Origin of the sequence: Novosphingobium aquimarinum (genome assembly GCF_009746585.1) — a bacterium.
Classification (GTDB): Bacteria; Pseudomonadota; Alphaproteobacteria; order Sphingomonadales; family Sphingomonadaceae; genus Novosphingobium; species Novosphingobium aquimarinum.
The window spans coordinates 77359-99557 of sequence record NZ_WRPO01000014.1 but is presented as its reverse complement, the minus strand read 5'-3'; the positions used below and the strand labels follow the sequence as shown (position 1 = coordinate 99557).

At 65.2% G+C, this 22199-nt stretch carries 23 protein-coding genes; 9 read left to right on the top strand and 14 right to left on the bottom strand.

The annotated features are described in order from the left end of the window. Nucleotides 1–234 precede the first annotated feature (234 nt). The 3 genes from sdhA to sdhC are packed head-to-tail and all read right to left on the bottom strand — an operon-like array spanning nt 235 to nt 2837. Nucleotides 235–2046, bottom strand: coding sequence for a succinate dehydrogenase flavoprotein subunit (sdhA, locus tag GQO94_RS14290; protein WP_156842105.1), 1812 nt, complete (start codon nt 2044–2046; stop codon nt 235–237). A gap of 1 nt (nt 2047) precedes the next feature. Then, nucleotides 2048–2431, bottom strand: a complete 384-nt coding sequence (gene sdhD, locus GQO94_RS14285; protein WP_156842104.1) for a succinate dehydrogenase, hydrophobic membrane anchor protein — start codon at nt 2429–2431, stop codon at nt 2048–2050. Nucleotides 2432–2444: 13 nt separating this feature from the next. Continuing rightward, complete coding sequence (sdhC, locus tag GQO94_RS14280) at nt 2445–2837, bottom strand: succinate dehydrogenase, cytochrome b556 subunit (protein WP_156842103.1); 393 nt, start codon at nt 2835–2837, stop codon at nt 2445–2447. Nucleotides 2838–3033: 196 nt separating this feature from the next. Between sdhC and GQO94_RS14275 the strand changes: the two genes are divergently transcribed. From GQO94_RS14275 to GQO94_RS14260, 4 genes are read left to right on the top strand one after another with little or no spacing between them, the layout of a single operon-like run. Further along, a complete protein-coding gene (locus tag GQO94_RS14275; protein ID WP_156842102.1) occupies nt 3034–3750 on the top strand; it encodes an SDR family NAD(P)-dependent oxidoreductase in 717 nt (238 codons plus the stop codon). Then, complete coding sequence (gene bla / locus GQO94_RS14270; protein WP_156842101.1) at nt 3740–4678, top strand: subclass B3 metallo-beta-lactamase; 939 nt, start codon at nt 3740–3742, stop codon at nt 4676–4678. The genes GQO94_RS14275 and bla overlap by 11 nt, the downstream gene beginning before the upstream one ends. Continuing rightward, nucleotides 4675–5580 (top strand): 50S ribosomal protein L11 methyltransferase, encoded by a 906-nt coding sequence (locus GQO94_RS14265; RefSeq protein ID WP_156842100.1) that lies wholly within the window; start codon nt 4675–4677, stop codon nt 5578–5580. Before bla ends, GQO94_RS14265 begins: the two co-directional genes overlap by 4 nt. Beyond that, nucleotides 5553–6260, top strand: a complete 708-nt coding sequence (locus GQO94_RS14260; protein WP_232332943.1) for a DUF2459 domain-containing protein — start codon at nt 5553–5555, stop codon at nt 6258–6260. The genes GQO94_RS14265 and GQO94_RS14260 overlap by 28 nt, the downstream gene beginning before the upstream one ends. A 10-nt stretch (nt 6261–6270) precedes the next feature. Here the strand turns inward: GQO94_RS14260 and GQO94_RS14255 are convergent, their stop codons facing one another. Then, entirely contained in the window at nt 6271–6567 is a 297-nt protein-coding gene (locus GQO94_RS14255) for a PilZ domain-containing protein (protein WP_156842099.1), read from the bottom strand. Nucleotides 6568–6785: 218 nt separating this feature from the next. On the opposite strand from GQO94_RS14255, the gene sciP reads away from it, so the two are divergent. After that, complete coding sequence (sciP, locus tag GQO94_RS14250; RefSeq protein WP_156842098.1) at nt 6786–7103, top strand: CtrA inhibitor SciP; 318 nt, start codon at nt 6786–6788, stop codon at nt 7101–7103. A gap of 51 nt (nt 7104–7154) precedes the next feature. Further along, nucleotides 7155–7700, top strand: a complete 546-nt coding sequence (locus GQO94_RS14245; RefSeq protein WP_156842097.1) for a GNAT family N-acetyltransferase — start codon at nt 7155–7157, stop codon at nt 7698–7700. Between the two features lie 46 nt (nt 7701–7746). Here GQO94_RS14245 and ligA read toward each other — a convergent pair whose 3' ends face one another. Continuing rightward, nucleotides 7747–9855, bottom strand: coding sequence for an NAD-dependent DNA ligase LigA (gene ligA, locus GQO94_RS14240; protein ID WP_156842096.1), 2109 nt, complete (start codon nt 9853–9855; stop codon nt 7747–7749). Nucleotides 9856–10002: 147 nt separating this feature from the next. Between ligA and GQO94_RS14235 the strand changes: the two genes are divergently transcribed. Then, a complete protein-coding gene (locus GQO94_RS14235) occupies nt 10003–10968 on the top strand; it encodes an acyl-CoA thioester hydrolase/BAAT C-terminal domain-containing protein (RefSeq protein WP_156842095.1) in 966 nt (321 codons plus the stop codon). 18 nt (nt 10969–10986) lie between these two features. Here GQO94_RS14235 and recN read toward each other — a convergent pair whose 3' ends face one another. The 6 genes from recN to GQO94_RS14205 form a co-directional block, all read right to left on the bottom strand. Continuing rightward, a complete protein-coding gene (gene recN / locus GQO94_RS14230) occupies nt 10987–12651 on the bottom strand; it encodes a DNA repair protein RecN (protein ID WP_156842112.1) in 1665 nt (554 codons plus the stop codon). Between the two features lie 101 nt (nt 12652–12752). After that, nucleotides 12753–12893 carry a hypothetical protein gene (locus tag GQO94_RS14225; RefSeq protein ID WP_156842094.1) on the bottom strand — a complete coding sequence of 47 codons (141 nt, stop codon included), beginning with the start codon at nt 12891–12893 and terminating at the stop codon, nt 12753–12755. 4 nt (nt 12894–12897) lie between these two features. Then, nucleotides 12898–15357: a TonB-dependent receptor gene (locus GQO94_RS14220; protein WP_156842093.1), complete on the bottom strand. Its 2460-nt coding sequence runs from the start codon at nt 15355–15357 to the stop codon at nt 12898–12900. Nucleotides 15358–15459: 102 nt separating this feature from the next. Then, nucleotides 15460–15663: a YezD family protein gene (locus GQO94_RS14215; RefSeq protein ID WP_156842092.1), complete on the bottom strand. Its 204-nt coding sequence runs from the start codon at nt 15661–15663 to the stop codon at nt 15460–15462. A gap of 104 nt (nt 15664–15767) precedes the next feature. After that, the gene (locus tag GQO94_RS14210; protein ID WP_156842091.1) at nt 15768–16205 is read right to left on the bottom strand and encodes an RrF2 family transcriptional regulator; all 438 of its coding nucleotides are present in this window, start codon (nt 16203–16205) and stop codon (nt 15768–15770) included. A gap of 80 nt (nt 16206–16285) precedes the next feature. Beyond that, the gene (locus GQO94_RS14205) at nt 16286–17101 is read right to left on the bottom strand and encodes an outer membrane protein assembly factor BamD (RefSeq protein WP_156842090.1); all 816 of its coding nucleotides are present in this window, start codon (nt 17099–17101) and stop codon (nt 16286–16288) included. A 36-nt stretch (nt 17102–17137) separates the two neighbouring features. On the opposite strand from GQO94_RS14205, the gene GQO94_RS14200 reads away from it, so the two are divergent. Together GQO94_RS14200 and GQO94_RS14195 are read left to right on the top strand one after the other, a co-directional pair. Next, a complete protein-coding gene (locus GQO94_RS14200; RefSeq protein WP_156842089.1) occupies nt 17138–17455 on the top strand; it encodes a hypothetical protein in 318 nt (105 codons plus the stop codon). A gap of 61 nt (nt 17456–17516) precedes the next feature. Continuing rightward, complete coding sequence (locus GQO94_RS14195) at nt 17517–19130, top strand: putative bifunctional diguanylate cyclase/phosphodiesterase (RefSeq protein WP_156842088.1); 1614 nt, start codon at nt 17517–17519, stop codon at nt 19128–19130. A gap of 39 nt (nt 19131–19169) precedes the next feature. On the opposite strand, the gene GQO94_RS14190 is transcribed toward GQO94_RS14195, so the two are convergent. The 3 genes from GQO94_RS14190 to GQO94_RS14180 all read right to left on the bottom strand — a co-directional run bounded on the left by GQO94_RS14190 (nt 19170) and on the right by GQO94_RS14180 (nt 21980). Then, nucleotides 19170–19619, bottom strand: coding sequence for a glyoxalase superfamily protein (locus GQO94_RS14190; RefSeq protein WP_156842087.1), 450 nt, complete (start codon nt 19617–19619; stop codon nt 19170–19172). Further along, on the bottom strand, nt 19616–21010 hold the full coding sequence (locus GQO94_RS14185; protein ID WP_156842086.1) for an MATE family efflux transporter: 1395 nt from the start codon (nt 21008–21010) through the stop codon (nt 19616–19618). The genes GQO94_RS14190 and GQO94_RS14185 overlap by 4 nt, the downstream gene beginning before the upstream one ends. Nucleotides 21011–21515: 505 nt before the next feature. Further along, complete coding sequence (locus GQO94_RS14180; RefSeq protein ID WP_156842085.1) at nt 21516–21980, bottom strand: GNAT family N-acetyltransferase; 465 nt, start codon at nt 21978–21980, stop codon at nt 21516–21518. Nucleotides 21981–22199 lie beyond the last annotated feature (219 nt).

Below are 22199 nucleotides of genomic sequence, written 5' to 3'. Positions count from 1 at the left end.
TCACTTCCCGCTATCATGACGTCGCCATGGCCATGGGCCAAGGTTGAATGGAGAGCCGTATGCGCTGAAAGGTGCACGTACGGTTCGGGGAGGGGAAGCGCTTATGCGCTTCCTACTCCACTCGGTGCTCCCCTCGACCGGGACGACCCGGCCCATGGGGAGCACTATAGTCAGCGCGCCGGCCTTAGCGCAAACCTGTCGCGAGCGCACTGCTCCGGCAGGCAAAGCCCTGGATCAGTACACGCGCGCCTTGGGCTTGATGTACTCGACGTCGTCGGTGAGCGTGTATTCGTGGACCGGGCGGTAATCGATGCGGATTTCGCCGCCCTTACCGCCCCAGCCGGTGAACCACGCCGCGGTGTGCTTCATCCACTCGGCGTCATTGCGATCGGGATAATCCTCGTGCGCGTGGGCGCCGCGGCTTTCCTTGCGGTTGTGCGCGCTGGCGAGCGTAACCGAGGCCTGGCTGATGAGGTTGTCGAGCTCCATCGTTTCGACGAGGTCCGAGTTCCAGATCAGGCCCTTGTCGGTGACGTGGATGTCTTCCATCCGCTTGTAGGTCGCGGCGAGCTTTTCCTTGCCCTCGGCCATGACTTCGTCGGTGCGGAACACCGCCGCGTGCGCCGACATCGTGCGCTGCATTTCGGTTCGGATTTCGGCCGTCGGCGAACCGCCGTTGGCATTGCGGAAGTGATCGAGCCGCGACAGCGACAGATCCGCCGAATCCTTCGGCAGCTCGGGCTGCGAGATCCCCGCGACGATGTTTTCCTTGAGATGCAGACCAGTCGCACGGCCGAACACCACGAGGTCGATCAGCGAGTTCGAACCCAGGCGGTTGGCGCCGTGGACCGAGACGCACGCCGCCTCGCCAACCGCGTAGAGCCCCGGAACCACCGTCTCGGGATCGCCGTCGGCACCGATGGTGACGACCTGACCGTGATAGTTCGTCGGGATGCCGCCCATGTTGTAGTGCACCGTCGGCACCACCGGGAGCGGCTGGCGAGTCAGGTCGACCCCGGCAAAGATCTTGCCGCTCTCGGTAATGCCCGGTAGACGCTCGGCCAGCACCTTGGGATCGATGTGATCGAGGTGCAGGAAGATGTGGTCCTTGTTCGGACCCACGCCGCGGCCTTCGCGAATCTCCAGCGCCATCGAGCGGCTGACGACGTCGCGGCTGGCAAGGTCCTTCGCGGAAGGCGCATAGCGCTCCATGAAGCGCTCGCCTTCGGAGTTGGTGAGGTAGCCGCCCTCGCCGCGCGCGCCCTCGGTGATGAGCACGCCCGCACCGTAGATGCCGGTCGGGTGGAACTGCACGAACTCCATGTCCTGCAGCGGCAGGCCGGCGCGCAGCACCATGCCGCCGCCGTCGCCGGTGCAGGAGTGTGCCGAGGTCGCGGTGAAATAGCTGCGGCCATAGCCGCCCGTCGCCAGCACCACGGCTTGCGAGCGGAAGCGATGGATCGTGCCGTCATCCATGCACAGCGCGATCACGCCGACGCACTGGCCACCTTCCATGATGAGGTCGATCGCGAAGTACTCGATATAGAAGTCGGCCGAGTACTTCAGGCTCTGCTGGTAGAGCGCGTGGAGCATGGCGTGGCCGGTGCGGTCCGCCGCGGCGCAAGTCCGCTGCACCGGGGGGCCTTCGCCCATGTTCTGCATGTGGCCGCCGAACGGGCGCTGGTAGATCGTGCCATCGGCGTTGCGCGAGAACGGCACGCCCGCGTGCTCGAGTTCGTAGACCGCCTGGGGCGCCTCGCGCACCATGTATTCGATCGCGTCCTGGTCGCCCAGCCAGTCCGACCCCTTGACGGTGTCGTACATGTGCCAGGTCCAGTGATCGGGCGTGTTGTTCTTCAACGATGCGGCGATGCCGCCTTGCGCCGCCACGGTGTGCGAGCGCGTCGGGAAGACCTTGGTGATGCAGGCGGTCTTCAGCCCGGCTTCGGCCGCGCCCATCGTCGCGCGAAGGCCCGAGCCTCCGGCGCCGACGACGACAGTGTCGTAGGTGTGATCGATAATCGGATATGCAGGCTCGGTAGCCATGTCATGCGCCTCCCAGCGCCAGGCGGATCACGCAGAACAGGCCGAAGGCGGCCGCTGCGAAGGAAACCAGATTGAGAATTGCGAGGACCGCGAACTTGCTGCCGTCGTCGTGAACGTAGTCTTCAAACAGGACCTGCAGGCCAAGCCGCGCGTGCCAGATCGTGCTGATGATGAGCAGCGCCATCGCCGTCGCCGGGATCGGCGAACCGAGCCATTCGGTGACCGCCGCGTACGACAGGTTCGGCATCAGCAGAATCGAGATCGCGAACCACAGCCCGAGCAGCAGATTGCCGATCGCGGTGTAGCGCTGTTGCAGCCAGTGATGCGGACCGGCCTTGGCCGAGCCCAGGCCGCGCACGCGGCCGATGGAGGTTCCGTTACCCATGTCAGTCAGTTCCTCAGCGCAGCAGCAGGATGGCCCAGAACAGGACCGTAAGGATCACGCCGAGCACCGGGCAGGCGATCGACCAGATCTTGTTGATCTCGAGTTCGTAGCCCGCGCCGATATCGAGCACGAAGTGGCGCAGTCCGCTCATCATATGCGTGAAGAACGACCATGAGACGCCGACGAGGACGATGTAGCCGATCGGGCTGGTCATCACCTGGGCGAAGAACGCGTAGGCCCCGGGTCCGCTCGCCAGCGCGCCCAGCCACCACAACAGGATCGCGAGGCCGAGGACGTTACCGCTGCCCGTGACGCGGTGCAGGATCGACACGAACATGTGCGGACCCCAGCGCCAGATCTGGAGATGCGGCGAGAGTGGTCGGTTGCGGGTGCCGGCTTGAGCCATGCTAATCGTTCCCCTTTGGCGGCCGGCAGACCCGCCGGAACTGCCCCCGGAACTGCCGATACGATGGATTTCGCATCCCCCCTTAATCGAAATGCGCTCGCGTTCAAGCGCCGCTAGGGGCAACCTCGCCTTCCGGACAGCCGCATTCGTCGCGTGTGGCTTTGCAAGGACGGGCAAGCGCTCCTAGAGCGAGGCCATGATATCACCTGCCATTCTCGTCACCGGGGCCAGCCGCGGCATCGGCGCCGCCGCCGTCGCCGCACTCAAGGCCCGCGACGCCCACGTCATCGCCCAGGCCACCACCGCGCGCGACGGCGACACGCTCGCCGCCGACTTCGCCGATCCGGATGCGCCCGCGCAGCTGTGGCAGTCCGCGCTCGACCGCGCGGGCGGCACGATCGACGTGCTGGTCAACAACGCCGGTGTGTTCGAAGCCGTGCCGCTCGATGCCGGGGACGGCGATTGGCTCGCCGCCTGGGAGCGAACCCTGGCGATCAACCTCACCGCTAGCGCGCAGCTTTCGCGCCTCTCGGTGCGCCACTGGCAGGAGCGCGGCGTTTCCGGCCGGATCGTCCATGTTGCCAGCCGCGCCGGACATCGCGGCGATTCGCCCGCGCACTGGCACTACGCGGCGGCCAAGGGCGGCATGCTGGCCATGCACAAGACGATCGCGCGCGCTTATGCCAAGGACGCTATCTACAGCTTCGCGATCACGCCGGGCTTCACCGACACGGCCATGGCGGGCGACTATCTCGCCAGCCGCGGCGGCGCGGCGCTGCTGGCCGACATCCCGCTGGGCCGCGTCGCGGAGCCCGAAGAAATCGCCAGCATGATCGTTTTCTGCGCGCTCGATGCGCCGCCGAGCATGACCGGCGCGACGCTCGACGCCAATGGAGCCAGCTATGTCCGCTAAGTCCGCATTGCCGCTTGCCGCGCTGTTGCTCGGAGCCTGCCAGACCGCGCCGGCTTCTACGGCCGGGCCCGTTCCGACTCCGCCAAGCACCACCGCCGTCACGGATGCGGAAGCGCCCCCCGCCTCGCAGTGGGCCGAGGCTTGCACCGACTTCGACGAGTGGGACAAGGCCGGCCCGCCTTACCGGATTTACGGCAACACCTATTATGTCGGCACGTGCGGCATCGCCGCGATCCTCGTGACCGGTGCCGACGGGCACATCCTGATCGACGGCGGATCGCGCGGCGGGGCGCCGCTGATCGCCGCCAACATAGAGAAGCTGGGTTTGCGCCTTAGCGACGTGAAAATCCTGCTGCACAGCCACGAGCATTTCGACCACGTCGGCGGTCTCGCCGGATTGCAGCGGATGACCGGCGCACGTCTGCTGGCCTCCGAAGCCGCCGGCCCGGTTCTCGCAAGCGGGGAGGCGGCCGCTGACGATCCCCAAGCGGGCATGCACGATCCGTTCGCAGCTGCGCGCGTGGATGGCACCGTCACGCCGGGCGAGCCGGTGACGCTCGGCGCTCTGACGCTGACGCCGATCGCCACTCCCGGCCATACCGCCGGAGCGCTCTCCTGGACCTGGATGTCGTGCGAAGGCGGGCCCGCCAGTGTCGACTGCCGCGCCATGGTCTATGCCGACAGCCTCTCGCCCGTCAGTGCGGACGACTACCGCTTCTCCGATCACCCCCAATGGGTCACCGCTTATCATGCCAGTCTCGATCGGCTGCGCGAGACCCGCTGCGATATCCTGATGACGCCCCACCCCTCCGCCAGCGGAATGAGGGCCCGCATCGCAGGCGCGACGCCGATGACGTGCGCCCAGTACGCCGATTCGATCCACGAGAAGCTCGACGAACGGCTCAAGAAGGAGCGCAGCGCATCGTGAGTTGGAAAGTCACGGCGCACGCCCCGCGGCCGGTCGTCGAAGGCGCGTTGCTCTTGCACGAGGACGCGTTCGACTGGGATCCCGAGATCGTCATCGCCGGCAGCGAGATCGCCGAGGACAAGCCCGAGGACTGGGTGCTCGAAGCCTGGCTCCCGCGTAAGCCGCGCAAGGCCGATCTCGCCGCGATCGCGGCGCTGTTCGTGGACGGCGCGCCCGAACTCGCGACCGAAAAGCTGCCCGATGCCGACTGGGTGACGCTCAGCCAGCAGGACGTCGTACCGATCCGCGCGGGCCGGTTTCATGTCCACACCCCCGAATACCCCGCGCTCGACGAACCGGGCGTGATCGACTTCACCGTGCCGGCGAGCCAGGCCTTCGGTACGGGCCAGCACGCGACCACCGCGGGCTGCCTGGCGATGCTCGATGCGATGAAGCAGCGCGGCACCGTGGTGCGCAATGGTCTCGACGTCGGCACCGGCACGGGTTTGCTCGCCTTCGCCGCGCTCAGCCTGTGGCCGCGCATGCTTGCCACCGCGAGCGACATCGACACGGTCTGCGTGCCCGTCGTGGAAGACAATGCGCAGGCGAATGGCATCGCGCTCGGCGGCCGCGCGGGGCAACTGGCGATGACCGTCGCCGACGGGCTCGACCATCCGCTGATCGCCGCGCGCGGGCCCTACGACCTCGTGATCGCCAATATCCTGGCCGGGCCGCTGATCGCGCTCGCACCCGATTTTGCGCGCGCGCTCGTGCCGGGCGGCAGTCTGGTGCTTGCCGGGCTGCTGACGACGCAGGAACGCGCGGTGCGCAGCGCCTGCCAGCGCCATGGACTGCGGCTGGCGGCGCGGCTCGTGAACGGAGACTGGTCGATCCTGTGGCTGCGGCGGCGCGCGGTCCGCTGATCCGGCGCGCGGGCCGCGTCGCCGCCCGCCTCGCCGCGTGGATCGCGCTCGCGATCGGCCTGTTCATGCTCGCCGCCTGGGTCGGCTCATCGATCCCCCGCAATGCCGATTGGCGCGAGCCCGACGACGGCGGCGTCACGATCATGGTCGAGACCAACGGGGTCCACACCGCGCTGGTCCTGCCGCTGGTCACGCCGACGAAGGACTGGCGCGCCACCTTCCCCGTCCGCGATATCGTCGCCGCCGAGCGCCCCTACACGCACGTCTCGATCAGCTGGGGCGAGCGCGAGGTGTTCCTCGACACGCCGACCTGGTGGGATCTTTCGCCCGCGACCGCGTTGCGCGTGATCGGAGTGGGCGGCGAAGGCCTGCTCCACGTCGCGCACTACGTCCGTCCGGCAGCCTCGCCCGACATCCGGCCGCTACGCCTGAGCAAGCAGGACTACGCCGCGCTGGTCGCGGCCATTACTGGGCAGCTGGGGCGCGATGGCCCCGGCCCGCGCCATTCCGGCTACGGGCGCAACGACGTATTCTACGAAACGGGCGGCCGCTACACCGTCACGCGGACGTGCAACCAGTGGACCAGCGACATGCTGGCCATGGCGGGCGTGCGGGTCGGGCAGTGGACGCCGTTCGCGGGTGGGACGATGAAGTGGATTCCGCCGTTGATCGAAGAGTGACGCGGATCCGTCAGGCCGAATAGAGCAGGACGGGGGTCGGCAGCGGATGCTGGCTTTCCAGGATCGCGCGCAATTCGTGCCCGATGTCGGCATCGAAGGCGAACCCCGCGCGGGAGCCGACGAGCCAGCGCACCGTACCCAGAACGTAATGCGGCGAATCGGGGACGACGACCGCGAGTCGCGCACCCGACTCGACCGGAAGCGACTCGACCATAAGTTGGCAGCCTTCGGCCGAGACGTGTCGCAGCAGCGCCGAACCGACGAGGCTACCAAACGCGTTCAATTCCATTTGTCGGTCCCAAGCCATGAGCGCCTCCCTGATTGTGAGGGTAGGGGAATAGGTAAACGGCCATTTAAGTGCCGCAGACAAATTCTTAAGAGATAAAATGTCTTTATTTCATAAGGTTATAGGCGCAATGCATGTTGAAAATTAACCAGTGGGCGGAAGCCCTTATTAACGCTTCAGGGACAATCCTTAAGCCCGTCAGAGGTCATGTCTTGTTTAACTGATCGAGAGGAACGACAATGCTTCAGAAGGAAGGACTTCGTCGGGATGCAGCGCGTCCGACCGAAGTGATCGGACCCTTGGGGGAGGCGCTCACAACAGAGGATCTGCCTTCGCCCAAGACTTCGCGCTGGGTCATCCGGCGCAAGGCTCAGGTCGTCGCCGCGGTCAATGGTGGCTTGCTCACGATCCGCGAGGCGTGCGAGCGCTACGATCTCACGCTCGAGGAACTGGCGAGCTGGCAGCGTTCGGTCGAGCGCGAGGGTATGTCCGGCCTGCGAGCCACCCGCGTGCAGCACTATCGTCAGGCTCACGAAGAACAAGGCCGCCGCGGCTGAACGCCGCCGCGCCTCGCTTGCGATAGCCGCAGGGACGGTTCATGCCGAGGCATGACCGACCCTGTCGCAAGCCCCCCGCTCGTCACCTTACACCCCGCCACTGGTGACCAACTGCGGGACGTCGCCGACTTGCTCAACCGCGCATATCGGCAACCCGGCTGGAACAGCGAAGCGGAACTGCTGGGCGGGCAGCGCGCCGACGAGGCGATGCTGCGCGACGACCTCGCCAACACGCCCCTCGGCCATCTCCTCATCTGGCAACCCGATCCGACCGCGCCGCCCATGGCCTGCGTCTGGCTGGCCGACGAAGGCCGCGGTACCTGGTATCTGGGCTCGCTCGCGGTCGATACTGCGGCGCAATCGGGCGGTGTCGGCGGACAAGTCCTCGACGCTGCCGAGGCCTATGTTCGCGGCCACGGCGGCACCCGCATCCGCATGCAAGTAATCGACGTTCGCGACACCCTGATCGCCTGGTACGAGCGCCGCGGTTTCGCGCGAACCGGCACCTCCGCGCCCTTCCCGTACGGCGATGCGCGCTTCGGCATGCCCCGCCGCGACGACCTTGCCTTCGTGGAACTGGCGAAGCGCCTCGGTTAGAGGGGTTTTGGGGGAGCGGGCCGGTGCCGCTACACGCAGATAGACTCTAGCCCGCCGCCTTCACGATTTCGGCCCACTCCGCCTCGTCGATGACGCGAATGCCGAGCTCTTCCGCCTTTTTCAGCTTCGATCCCGCACCCGGCCCTGCAACGATCAGGTCGGTCTTGGCCGAGACCGAGCCTGCGGCCTTGGCGCCCAGCCGCTCGGCTTGTGCTTTAGCTTCGTCGCGGCTCATCGTTTCGAGCTTGCCGGTGAACACCACCGTTTGCCCCGCGACTTCGCTGTCCTTGGTCTCCACCACGTAGTCGGGCGGCGAGACTTCCGAGAGCAGGTCGTCCCACACCGCCTTGTTGTGATCCTCGTGAAAGAAGTCGCCCAGCGCTTCGACCACCACCGGGCCGACGCCGTCGATCGCGGTGAGTTCCGCCAGCGCCTCTTCGTCGCCGCCGCGCGCCTTCTCGGCGGCTTCGCGCAGGGCAGGCAGCGTAGTGAAGCGCTTGAGCAGATCGCGCGCGGTCACCGCGCCGACGTGGCGGATGCCGAGCCCGAACAGCAGGCGCGCCGCATCGGGCGAACGCTTGCTTTCCACTGCCGCCAACAAGTTCTCCACAGACTTGTCCTTCCAGCCCTCCCGGCCGAGCAAGTCGTCGCGGTGGCGGCGCAAGCGGAAGATGTCCGGCGGGCCCCGGTCGAGCCAGCCGAGATCGAGAAATTCGGCGATCGTCTTCTCGCCCAGCCCCTCGATATCGAGCGCGCCGCGACTGACGAAATGGCGCAGCCGCTCGAATTGCTGCGCTTTGCAGATCAGCCCGCCAGTGCAGCGCACATCGACTTCGCCCTCTTCCGCAACCGCCTCGCTGCCGCATTCCGGACAGCGCTCGGGGAAAACGTAGGGATCGCGAGCTTCGCTGCGGGTAAGGTTGTCGACAACTTGTGGAATAACGTCGCCTGCGCGCTGCAGCACGATCCGGTCGCCTTCGCGCACACCCAGTCGCTCGATCTCGTCGCGATTGTGCAGCGTGACATTGGTCACGGTCACCCCGCCCACCAGCACCGGCTTCAACCGCCCAACGGGCGTCAGCTTGCCGGTGCGCCCAACTTGGATGTCGATGCTTTCCAGCACCGTCTCCGCGCGCTCGGCGGGAAACTTGTGCGCCATCGCCCAGCGCGGCGCCTTGGCGACGAAGCCCAGCCGCGCCTGCAGATCGAGCCGGTCGACTTTGTAGACCACGCCGTCGATCTCATAAGGCAGGCCCGGTCGCCCCTCGCGGATCGCCTCGTACGCCGCCAGCATCTCGTCGAGCGACTGGCACAAGCGAAAATCGGGCGAGACCGGCAGGCCCCAGCTTGCGATCTTGCGCACCACCTCGTGCTGGCTCTCGCCCGGCACCGCACCTTCACTCACCGCGCCCCAGCCATGGGCCCAGAACCGCAAGGGACGCTGCGCAGTGACGCTCGCGTCCTTCTGGCGCAGCGATCCTGCGGCCGCGTTCCGGGGATTGGCGAATTGGCGCACTTTGGCCTCGTCCAACTCCTCGCCCTTGACTTCGGCGGCGGTTCGCGCTTCGTCCATCAGCGCCTCGTTGAGCGCGGCGAAGGCGGACTTTTCCATGTAGACCTCGCCGCGCACTTCGAAGACTTCGGGCACGTCCTTGCCCTTCAGCTCCTGCACGATGTCCGGGATATGCGCGACGTTGGCCGTCACATCCTCACCCACCAGCCCGTCGCCGCGCGTTGCCGCGCGCACCAGCTTGCCGTGTTCATAGCGCAGCGAGCAGGACAGCCCGTCGATCTTGTCCTCGGCCGTCACCGCGAGCGGTGCGTCCTCAGGCAGCGCGAGAAAGCGCCGCACGCGGGCGAGAAATTCCGCCACTTCCTCCGGCGAGAACGCGTTGTCGAGGCTCATCATGCGAACCTCGTGCGTCACTTTGGAGAGCGGCGACGCGGCGACTTCGTGCCCCACCGCATCGCTCGGCGAATCCGGGCGCTTCAGATGCGGGAACTCGGCTTCCAGCTCGGCATTGCGACGCACCAGTGCATCGTATTCCGCATCGCTCATCTCGGGCGCGTCGTCGGCGTGATACGCCTTGTTGGCGCGCGCGATCGCACGGGCGAGACGCATCAGTTCGTTGGCGGCTTCGGCTTCGCTGGTCATGCAAAAGCGATACGCCAGAGCCGACAAATCGCAATCGGCCATCACCTCGTATCGGGCAAAAATGCGCCGCGACGTTTGCGCCGCCGGCTTTCGCCGGGCAAACTCGGGGGACGATCGAGGAGCACGTTCAAGGAGTTTGCCCGAACCATGCGTCTTATCTTTCGCGCCGCCCTGGCTCTGGCCGCGCTCGCCGTCGCCCCGGTCCCCGCCTCCGCGCAGTTCGCCCCGCCGGTCATGGTCGCCGATGCGGACGTCGGCGGCACCCGCGTGACCTTCAATGGCTTGCCGGGCAACTGGTATCCCGCGAGCGGCGAGATCAAGCACCCGACGATCCTGATGCTCGGCGGCTCGGAAGGCGGCCTGACCAAAGGCAGCAACCGGCATGCCCTGGCGCTGCGCGATCGCGGTTACAACGTCCTCTACCAGAGCTACTACCGCACCACGGACGCCAATGCCGACTTCGCCCTGGTGCCGGTCGAAACGTTCGACGAGGCCATTGCCTGGCTGAAACAACAGCCCGGCGTCGATCCGGAGCGGCTCGGCATTCTCGGCAGTTCCAAAGGTGCCGAAGCGGCCCTGTTGATCGCCTCGCGCCATCCCGAGTTCAAGGCCGTCGTAGCCACGATGCCGAGCAACGTCGTCTGGGAAGGGTTCTCGTTCTCGTCCGAGCAGCGCCCGGAATACGGATCTTCGTGGAGCTTCGCGGGCGAGCCGCTGCCGTTCCTGCCTTTCGGCGAGGTGCAACAAGGGGATTCCCTGGTGCAGCTATACGGGCGCGGGCTCGAAGCGCTGTCCAATCACGAGGACGCGATCATTCCGGTCGAAGCGATCACCGGCCGCGTGCTGCTCATTTGCGGCGAAGCCGATACGCTGTGGCCTTCGTGCGACATGGCTCGCCGCGTCAAGACGCGCGCCGATGCCATGGACGGGCCTGAGGTCGAGATCCTCGCTTATGCGGATGCCGGCCACGCCGTCTTCGGGAGCCCCCTGCCCGCCGACAGCGATCTCTCGCGGCTCACCTATTTCGGCGGAAGCGGCGAAGGCAACAACGCCGCGCGCAAGGATTCGATGGCGAAGATGGAAGCGTTTCTCGACGAGGTACTGAAGGATTGAGCGTAAGGCCTCAGGGCCTCACACGCCTTCCAGCAAGCGGTCCGCTTGCGCGCGCGCTTCGTCGGTGACTTCGGCGCCCGAGAGCATGCGCGCGATCTCTTCCTTGCGCGCGGCTTCGTCGAGCAGCGCCACGGACGTGCGCGTCACCGTTCCTTCGGAGGACTTGGCGATCATGTAGTGCTGCTGCCCCCGCGCGGCGACTTGCGGGCTGTGCGTCACCGCCAGAAGCTGGCCGTTCGAGGCAAGGCGCGACAACCGATCGCCGATCGCCGAGGCCACTGCGCCGCCGACGCCGCGATCGATCTCGTCGAAGATCACGGTCGCCGCCCCGCCCTCTTCAGCCAGCGCGACCTTGAGCGCGAGAATGAAGCGCGACAGCTCGCCGCCGCTGGCGATCTTGGCGAGCGGCGCGAAATCTGCGCCGGGGTTGGTCGAGATCAGGAACTCTACGGCGTCCATGCCATGGGGCCCCCAGCGCTCTTCGGCCAGCGGCGTGACGGCGGTGCGGAACTTGGCGGCATCGAGCTTGAGCGGAGCCAGCTCGCCCGCCACGGCGGCATCGAGCTTTTCCGCGCCAGCCACCCGCGCCGCGTGCAGCGCTTGCGCCAGCTCGCGATAGCGCTCGCCGGCAAGGCTGGCGGCGACTTCCAGCGCGGCGATCTGTTCGCTCCCGGCCTCGATCGAATCGAGCTGTTCGCGATAGCCGCGCGCCACTTCGGGCAAATCGGCGACATCGCAGCGGTGCTTGCGGGCCAGCGCGCGCAGATCGAACAGCCGCGTCTCGATCCGGTCGAGTTCGGCCGGTTCGAACGAAAGCGCTTCGGCGGCACGTTCGATATGCTCTTCGGCATCGCTCGCCTCGATCACCGCGCGATCGAGCGCGCCGAGCGCGTCTGCGAGCAGCGGATGCTCGCCCGCGACTCGCTCGAGCCGCCGCGCCGCCGTGCGCAAGTTCGCCAGCGCCGAATCGGAGCCCTGGAACAAGTGCGCGAGTTCGGCGAGATCCTCGGAGATCCGCTCACCCTGCTGCATCCGCGCGCGCGCTTCGGCCAGCGACTCCTCCTCATCGGCCTCGGGCGCCAGCGCGGTCAGTTCCTCCAGATAGGCGACGAGCAGGTCCTGATCCTCCGCCGCTTTCGCCACGCGGGCCCGCGCCGCGTCGAGCGCCTCGCGCTTCGCGCTCCAGTCGCGCCACGCGGCTTCGAGCCCGGCGACATCGGCACTCGCGAAGCGGTCGAGCAGCATGCGGTGGCCGCGCGGATTGATCAGCCCGCGATCGTCGTGCTGGCCGTGGATCTCGACGAGCGCCGGCCCGATCTCGCGCAGCAGCGCGACGCCGACCGGCTGGTCGTTGACGAAAGCCTTGCTGCCGCCGTCGGCCTTGAGGCGCCGCTTCAGGATCAGCGATTCGCCCGGCTCCACGTCGATCTCGGCCTCGGCCAGGGCGTCGGCGATCGGCGCGGGCAACCGCCCGAAATCGAACACGGCCGTAACGCTCGCCTGGTCCTCGCCCGCGCGGACGAGGCCGCTGTCGGCGCGATTGCCGAGCACGAGGCCGAGCGCATCGAGCAGGATCGACTTGCCCGCGCCGGTCTCACCAGTGAGCACGCCGAGCCCGCCGACGAAATCGAGGTCGAGCGCGTCGATCAGGACGATATTGCGGATGGAAAGCCGAGTGAGCATGTTCGCGTCGCGTTCTAGCGAAAGTCGCGACATGCGTCACCCGGCTTTGCTCCGCCGCAACGGCAAGGGGGACGTGCGGACGGAGCTGCCTGTAGAACGCTTCAACCGAGCAAAAGGTGCCCGAGGCCGTTGATCCACAAAGCGACGACCAATGCGGCGATCCAGTCGATCTCGGAAGGCCACTCGCGCGAGCCGGTCGTGCGGATCTGCGGGGGCAATCGGCGCTTGAACGTGCGTTTCATCGGATCAGAACTCCGTCTTGATGGTGGCGCCCCAGGTGCGTGGATCGCCCGGCTGGCCGACGATCAGGCCGGTGTTGCCGCTCGGCACCGCGAGCTGCTCGAAATATTTCACGTCGAAGGCGTTGCGGACCCAGCCGTAGACATCGAGCCCGCCCGAAACGCGGAAGCCCGCGCGCAGGTTGGTGAGCGCGTAGCCCTTCACCGTCGTATAGGCCGAAGGCGAAGGGTTGGACGAGAATGCCGAGCGGTAATTGCCGTCGACGCCCAGATACGCCTCGCCATCCAGTCCGAAGAATGAGGCCGGCACATTGCCCTCCGCGCCGTAGGAGAAGGCCCATTTCGACACACCGGGCAGGCGCTGGCCGGAAATATCGCATGACGCGGGGCTGAGGCCACCCGGGGTGCCGGGCGCGCTCGGCGCTTGTCCCGGAGCGACGGTGGTACCGCCGGAAAGCTCGGGCGGGCACGGAGCGTCGGTGAAGCGGCGATAGGTCGCATCGGTGTAGGCGCCGTTGACGTAGGCGTTGAACCGGCGGCTCGGGCGAATCGAGAAGTCGGCCTCGATGCCTTGCGTGCGCACCTTGTCGGCATTGGCGAGATAGCCGCGCAGCACGCCGAGTTGCCCGTTGTTCACCAGCGCCTGATAATCCGCGATCTCGGTGCGGAAGGCGGCGAAGTTGGCAATGGCCTTGCCGTCGAGGAACTGCGCCTTCAGCCCGATCTCGAAGTGATCGACTTTTTCGGGCTTCACTGTCGCGGCGGCGAGCAGCGGCGCGCCGTTGGCATCCGCGGGCAGACCGTTGAGATTGACGCCGCCGGACTTGAAGCTCTTGGCATACGTCGCATAGGCGAGCAGGCCCGGCGCGGCGCGGTAGCTGACGGTAAAGTCGTAGCTGAAGTTCCAGTCCGAAAACCTCGTCGCGAACTGCTGCGGGGCCAGCACCGCGCGCTGGGCGACGATGCGCGGATCGGTGCTCGCGAAGGTGACCAGCTGACCATCGCCGTTCACCACCACCGAATCGTAGGAGCCCCGCTTCTTGTCGTAGTTCAGCCGCACGCCCGGCTGCAGCGTCAGCGCGTCGGTCACTTTCCAGCTGACTTGGCCGAACAGCGCGGCGCTGGTGTTGGTGAGGCGGATGTCGTTCGAGGCGGTCAGTCCGTCGAGCACGCTGGGGTCCTGCGACAGCGGGTTGGTCGGATTGATCAGCCAGGCGCTCGCCGCCGGGCCCTGCTGCTGGGTGCCGGTGGTGCGCACGGCCTGATGGAACGCGAATGCGCCGAGCACGAAGTCGATCGCCTCGCCTTCGTGGTTGAGGCGGAACTCCTGCGTATACTGGTTCTGCTTCGAAGGGTTCTGTGACAAGGTCGTGATCGGCAGGCCCAGGTAATCGCGGTCGTTCGCGGGCAGCCAGTCCCAAAAACGCCAGGCGGTGACTGAACTCAGCGTACCGAGACCCGTTTCCAGCCTGGCCTTGAGCGCGAGACCACCCATCGCGTTGCGCGCGTTGAGATCGGCATCGAGATCGGTCAGCCGATCGAAGGGATCGGTGCTCGGCACCGCGTAGTTCTGCGCGGCGGCCAGCGCCTCGTACTGACGATTGAGGCTGCGCTGAGTCAGCCCGGTCTTCACGAAGATCTGCGCGCAGCATTCGGGGTTCTGCCGGGCGTAGTCGCCCGCCAAGGTGGCCTCGAAGGTGTCGCTTGGCTGCCAGCGAAGCTGCCCGCGAAGGCCGATATTGTCCTGCTCGTTGACGTAGTTGCCGGTCGCGACGTTAAAGATCGTGCCGCGACGGCTGGTCGCCGAGATCGCAAGACGCGCCGCCAGCTGATCCGACAAGGGCCCCGAGATCGACGCCTTGGCCTGCTTGAAATCGAGGTTGCCGATCGAAATCTCCGCCCGCCCCTCGAAGCTGTCCGTTGGCGCGCGCGTGGTGATATTGATCGCGCCGGCGGTGGTGTTCTTGCCGTAAAGCGTGCCCTGCGGCCCGCGCAGCACTTCGATCTGGGCGACATCGAGGAAATCGAACGTGGAAGAGGCGACACGCGAATAATAGACGTCGTCGACGTAGATGCCGACACCCTGCTCGATCCCGTCGTTGGTCAGGCCGAACGGCGAGCCGATACCGCGAATGTTGACGGCGGTGTTGCGCGGGTTGGAGGAATAGAACTGCAACGTCGGCGTGAGCTGTTGCAACCGCCCCACGTTGAACGCGCCGGTCGCGTCGATGTGATCGCCGCCTACCACCGATACCGCGATCGGCACGTCCTGGCTCGATTCGGCACGGCGACGCGCGGTGACGACGATGGCGTCGCTGGTATCGTCATCGCCGGTGCCGACGGATGTGCGCGACGTATTGCGGTCGGGGTTCGGAGCGCCTTCTGGCGGCGCCTCCTGCGCAGATAGCGCGGTCGGCAAGATCAGCGCGCAACCGGTAAGCAGAGAAATACGGACGAACGAATGCATATCCAAATCCTTGGGTGAAAGGGAATTGGATGCATCCGGCGGTCCGGTCTGCACCTATATAGGTTGGAAAAGTGGGCGGTCGCGCGCGCGACCGCGTCAAGGTCAGGTAAAGCGCTGGCGCTCGGTCACTTCGAGCTGCACGACCTGCCCGTCGTGGATAGTCAGTTGCACCGCGCCGTAACGCATCCGGCCGATCGCATCAGCGACGGCGGCCAAGGCTACGCTGGCGCGATCGAGCGCGGGTGCCGGGTGTGTGAGAGGATGACGGTCGGCATGAGATACTGGCGATGTTCGTATCGAGGCCATGAGGACGCTCCTTCTGCCCCCTCTTTAACTCTACCCAAGAGATAGACAATCGAAATTTGCCTTGCCCGCGCTAAAGCGAAAGTTTCGCGCGCCGATATGATCGCTTACTCTTCCTCGTCCCAGGCCGGAACCGGATCGACCGGATCGGCCAGGGACATCCGGTCCAGCATCGCCGCCATCTCGTCGCGCAGCATCAGCATCAGACCGCGCAGCCGGCATTCCGATTCGGGCAGGCAATGATCGCAAGTCTCGTGCGCGTTGCGGCTGGCGCAAGGCACCAAGGCCAGACTGCCGCGCGTGATGCGGATGATGTCGCCATAGCGGATGTCGACCGGCGGCAGCGCGAGTTGATAGCCGCCGCTGCGCCCGCGCGTCGACAACACGATGCCTTCGCGCGCCAGCTCCGAAAGGATGACGGTCAGGAACTTGCGCGGGATATTCTGTGCTTCGGCGATGGCATCCAAGCGTACCGGTGCTTCGCCGTGATGGAGCGCGAGTTCCTGCAAGGCGCGGATCGTATAGCGAGTCTTCTGCGACAGCATGACCTCGCCACACAGCCCGTCACGGGCAGCATTGTCAACCTAGCCGATAGACTCAGGCCGACAAGCTCCAACGCCGGTGATCAGGTCGCAGTCGTATTCGGCGCGTGCTTACGCATCAGATCGTAAGCCATGTCGTACCACTTGCTGTCCGGATAGTTCGCCTCCAGCACGGCGGCGGACTTCTGTGCTTCTTCCGGAACGCCAAGCGACAGATACGTCTCGACCAGCCGGAACAGCGCTTCGGGCGCGTGGCTGGTGGTCTGGTAATTGTCCACGACATTGCGGAAGCGCAGCGAGGCCGCCAGCCACTTGCCGCTGCGCTCGTAATAGCGACCGATCGTCATTTCCTTGCCAGCAAGGTGATCGTTGACGAGATCGAGCTTGAGCTTGGCGTCGCTCGCATAGGGCGTTGCCGGATAGCGGCGGATCACATCGGTCAGCGACTGCTTGGCCTGCAGCGTGATCTTCTGATCGCGGCTGACGTCGCTGATCTGCTCGTAATAGCACATCGCGATCAGGTAATAGGCGTAAGGCGCGTCCTTGTTGCCCGGGTGGATCGAGAGGAAGCGCTCGGCCGCCTGAGTCGCCTTGTTGTAGTCGGCCGCGGCGTAATAGCTGAATGCGCTCATCAACTGCGCGCGGCGGGCCCAAGGCGAATAGGGGTGCTGGCGCTCGACTTCGTCGAACAGCGCCGCGGCCTGCTTGCTCTGGCCACGATCCAGTTTCGCCTGCGCCGCGGCGTAGAGCGTATCGACATCGCGGGCGACGTAGGCGGTGTCCTTCACCTTGCCTCCGCCGGCGCAGGCGGAGAGCAGCGCGAGAGCCGCGGCGGCGGTCGCAACGCGGGTGGCGGAAAGACGGAAGGAGGCGGACTGCGCGCGCGAACGGTCGAACATGTCGGTGCCTATAGACAGCGCGCGGCTGAACGCCAAGTGAAGTTGATCCAGCTATGCCCGGCCCGCGAAAGCGAAGGTGAACGTGGTCGACCGAAGGCTTTCTCGCCCTCCAGCTTCGATCCACGGCGCAACGGCACCGGCAAATGTCGCTTGCTCGATGCCAAGTGCTGCCACTTGCAGCGCGCCAGCGCCCAGCACCATGACGGGCCGCCGACCGACGCGCTCACACGAGCAGGAGCCGGTCGCCCATTGATGGCCAGCCGCAATGAGAAATCGATCCATGCCATGCGTTGGACGCAATGTGTAATCTATCCAAATTTACTTTATTTCTTCAGGCAAATATACCTGGATTGACATATGTTGAATTGTTGGCGCGTTAGTAATGCCTTAAGTTCGCCCCCGATATATTTAGGCCATGTTCAATGCGAGATCTGAACCCGGCGGAACGCATCTTGAGGTTCGCGCACGTCGCGATGCGCTGGTCATCTTCGGTGGGTTCACTGCCCTTTTGATCTTGTTCATCAACATCGAGGCGTTCGAATACGTCGTTCGGTTCTCAGATGGTCACGAAAGCTGGGAACTGGACGAAATCCTGACCGCGATGATGGTCCTCCCTTTCGCCATGGCCATTTTCTCGATCCGCCGCCTGCGCGAAGCGCATCTGGAGCTGGACTGGCGGATCACGGCGGAAGAGCGGGCGCACGCGATGGCGATGCATGATCCGCTCACGGGATTGGCGAACCGTCGCAACCTCACCCAGGCGCTCGAGAAGGCCATCGCCCGCGCGGACGTGTCGCCACTCACCTTGCTGCTGATCGATCTCAATCGCTTCAAGGCGATCAACGATCTGCATGGCCATCAGGCCGGGGATGAATTGCTGATCGAATCGGCGAAGCGGCTGCAGGCGCACGTCGGAAGCAATGCGATCGTCAGTCGGCTGGGCGGCGACGAATTCGTCGTTCTGCTCAAGGATGTGGCGAACAGCGAGACCATTCTGCCCCGGATCGAAGAAATATCCGCCTCGTTCGACGAGCCGTTCACATTGAACAGCGGCTCGGTGTCGATGGGCGCCAGTATCGGTGCGACGACCGTCGATACATCGCACATCAGCGCGGGCACGGTCTTGTCGCAGGCCGACGCCGCCATGTACAAGGCGAAGTTGCGGCGCAGCAACTGCTTCCACTTCTTCGAGGCGGGCATGGAGATGGCGGCGATCCGCCGCGCGGAAATCGAAAGCGCTCTGCGCAAGGCCATCGACGAGGGAAGGATCGAGCCGCACTATCAGCCGCTCATCTGTCTCAAGGACAATCGGCTGATCGGATATGAAGTCCTCGCCCGATGGCGCCTGGAAGACGGCAGTCTGCGGATGCCCGACGATTTCATTGCGATCGCCGAAGAGACGGGGCTCATCGGCGACATGTTTTATGGTCTGGTCGAACGCGCCGCCGCCGACGTGCGGAACTGGTCGCCCGAACTGACGTTCGCAATGAACGTCTCGCCCGTGCAGTTCAGCGATGAGTGGCTGGTCGAACGCATCCTCCAGATCCTCACCAAGGCCGGAATCGCGCCGGGACGCCTCGAGATCGAGATCACCGAAAACGCGCTCGTCACCGACGTCGCGATGGCGCGCACACTCATCGAAGAATTCAAGAAACAAGGCATCCGCGTCGCGCTGGACGATTTCGGAACCGGTTATTCCTCGCTGCGCCATCTGAGCGAACTGGACTTCGACAAGCTGAAGATCGACCGCTCGTTCATTCACAACGTCGCCCACAACGAATCCTCGCAGACGATCGTGCGGACGATCACTTCGATGGCGCACAACCTGGGCCTGCAAGTGGTCGTCGAAGGCGTCGAAACGATCGAGAATGCCCTAAGCGTGATGGGATACGGCTGCGACATCGGCCAGGGGTTCCTCTACGGCAAACCCATGGCGAAGGCGAAACCCTACCCCGAAGCCGCGGCGACCGATGAAGCCTCCGATGACGACGACGAAGACGGCGGCGGCAGACTGGCCCACTCAGCCTGACGCCGCTCCGGTAGCGAAACCGAACCAGCCCGAGCCAACCTATTTCCTGATTTTGCTGATTACGAGGTGAGGAACGCCATCGGAGGTACGCTCCGCAGAGCGTCCATCCTTCCCGATCACTCCGCGAATGCGGCGGCGCAGATTGGAAAAGGATGCGAAGGTCACCGTATCAACGGCTTGGTCGAGATGGATCGCGACTCTGAAGCCCTGCCCCTCGCTCGCCGCATCGACAAGGCGTCCGGTAAAAGGCTGGTTCATGTAGCGACCTTCGACTTCCCCGCCGATCGTCAGGGCAGCACCATCGAAGCCGTCGCCCGATGCCGGGACGCTCGCAAGGCGGGCGCGCAGCGTGTTCCAGTCGCGCGCGCCCTCCTCCTTCGCCACCGTTTCGAGCGCCTTGCCTTGCGACAGCGCCTGTCCCTTTGCGAGCGCGGCTTCCCGCAAAGCGGCCGCACGCTTTTTCGCATCCGCGATCGTCCGTATGGTCATGGCGTGACACTCCCTGCAATGTGGCTTGGGCGCAAAAGCTGGCCAGCGCGGCGATGGCGCATGAGAACCGATGCGGCGAGTATGAGGATGACGCAGTCCGCCGCAGGGAACGCAAACCACAGATGCTCCGGCGACAAGAGGCTTGCGAACACGAATATCAGGATCGGTGCCAGAACGAAGGGCTTAAGCAGCATCAAGATTGCAGTGCGCTCCGGCCTGCCGATCGCCTGGAAATACATCGCGAGGACGAGGATCGGCCCGGAAAAGGCATAAAGCATCAGCATCGGCCGCATGATCGCCCCGGCCCCTGCCACGACCGCCGCATCGTCGACGAAGGCCCGACCCAGATCCGCACTCGTCGCCAGAAGCGCTATTTCCAGCACCCCACAATAGATCAACGCGATCCAAAGCGCCCGGGTCAGCGCCGCGTCCGCTCTCGCGTGCAGACCGGCTCCCACATTCGTCCCGACGATGGTCTGGGTCGCCAGAGCCAGCGCCATCAGCGGCATGAAAGCGAAGCCGAAGACGCGTGTCACGATACCGTAAGCGGCGATGATCTCCGCATAGCTTGGTCCGCCTCGCCAATGGATGGCAGCGATCACTGCACCGGACGACAGCGCCATGCCGAGGAAGCTGAGGCTGAGCGGAAGGCCCAGCGCCAGGATAGACCGCCAATGCCCACGCCATGGCCAATGCCTTAGCGCGGCGAGCGGAAGAAGCCGGCGATCGCGCCGCCGCAGGTCCACCAGCAGGACCAGTCCGATCGCCTGGGCGATTACCGTACCCCAGGCCGATCCCGCCACGCCCATGCGCAGACCGACGATCAGAACATAGTTCAACACGATGTTGGCGAGCGTCACGCCGACTGAAAGAACCGCCATGAAATTCGCCCGCCCTTCACTGCGCACCGCATCGGCGTGGAGATTCATCAGGAATTGCAACGGCACGCCGCACACGAGGATCAGCAGGTACGTCCTGGCCAGGTCGCTTACCTCGCCGTTCCCCTGCGCCATGCCCGCGAGCAGCGGCGGGCCGATCAGCAAAAAGATCGCGATCAGGCCGAAAGCCACGACCAGGCACAGGCCATGCGCGCTGACGAAAATCGCACTGGCCGATGCGCGGTCGTTTGACCCCAGGTACCGCGCCAGGAGGCTCGACATCCCCCCGCCGACCAGCGATCCCAGCGCGATCAGCACCATGACCGCGGGAAAGCTGAAGCTGACGGCCGCCAGGGCGATCGGCCCGACATACCGTCCCAGAAACGCCGCATCGACGATATTGAGCAAGCCACTCATCGCCATGACCAGCGCCATGGGCACGCCCGTGGTGACGAACAGACGACCGACCGGCGCTGCCAAAAATGGATTCTCTTCGAAAGTCACAGACGACATCGCCCACTCCTCGAACAAGACATTTCTGAAAGGATGGGGTGCCTGCATTGCCCACCAACGAAATGCTTTTTCGAAAGTGAGATGTTCGTCTGTTCCGGGCTTTACCGTGACTCGCGTCTGCAGGCGGCTGGTGCCCGGCACCTGCCCCGCGAAATGGACGCCGATCCCGCCGATGTCAATCGCTGTGAAGTTCAGAAAGCGAGGCGCGCCATCGGGATCAAGCTCATTGGCTTTTGCCCGATGCCAGGCGTTCGATCATCGCCAACAGACGATCGCGTTCGAAGCGAAACTTCTCGGCATCTTTGCGGCGCTCGGTTTCGGACAAGTGCCCGCTATGGAAATCTTTCCAGGATCCGGTTGCGCTTGCTTCTCCTCGAATTTGCCCATCGGACCCGGGAAACCAGATGAGCGCCGTCGCTGAGAACGACCGGTTTTCCGGTGACAGCCCCAAAGGTACACAGCGCCGAGCTAGATGAAGTCCGTCATGGACGGACATCGCCGCAAGTCAGAGCAGGAGGCCGAGAAAGGATGCGCCGGGCACCGGATTGAAGGATACGGGCTCGGCAGGGGTGAAATTGAACGCCGCATAGAGCTTGCGGGCGGAGACGGACTTTTCCTGCACGTCGAGCCTCATCTCACGGTAACCGATCGTGCGAGCCTGCGCGATCAATTGCTCCACCAGTTTGCGGCCCGTGTGGCTGTCTCGTGCGCGAGGGCGAACATACAGCCGCTTCATCTCGCAGATCTCCGCGCTGACTTTGCGCAAGGCGACGCAACCCTCGATGTCGCCGCCGCGGTCCGCCAGCAGTACGCATCCGGCAGGCGCTGCATATTTGCCGGGCAAGTTCGTCAACTCGGCATCGTTTTTCTGATAGTCCAGATTGACCGGGGAACTGGCGATGAACTCGCGCCAGATGTCCAGCACCGAAGCGGTATCATCGGGGAAGATCGCATGCCGAATGATCGTCATGCCCGATCGCGTAACCGAAGATCGTGGCGTCTTTGTGAGCGATTGGTTTGGAAAACGCCTGAACCAATCTCAGGCCAGTTGCTCTGAAATACCACTGATGCGAACACCGAAAGTGTGCCGCAGACAGGAACTGCCATTCCATCCAGCGCATGAACGGCAGGACAGTTTCACGATGCGGCGCTCTGCTCTGGCCGGTACGCGCCCCAGACGCTGTTGTTC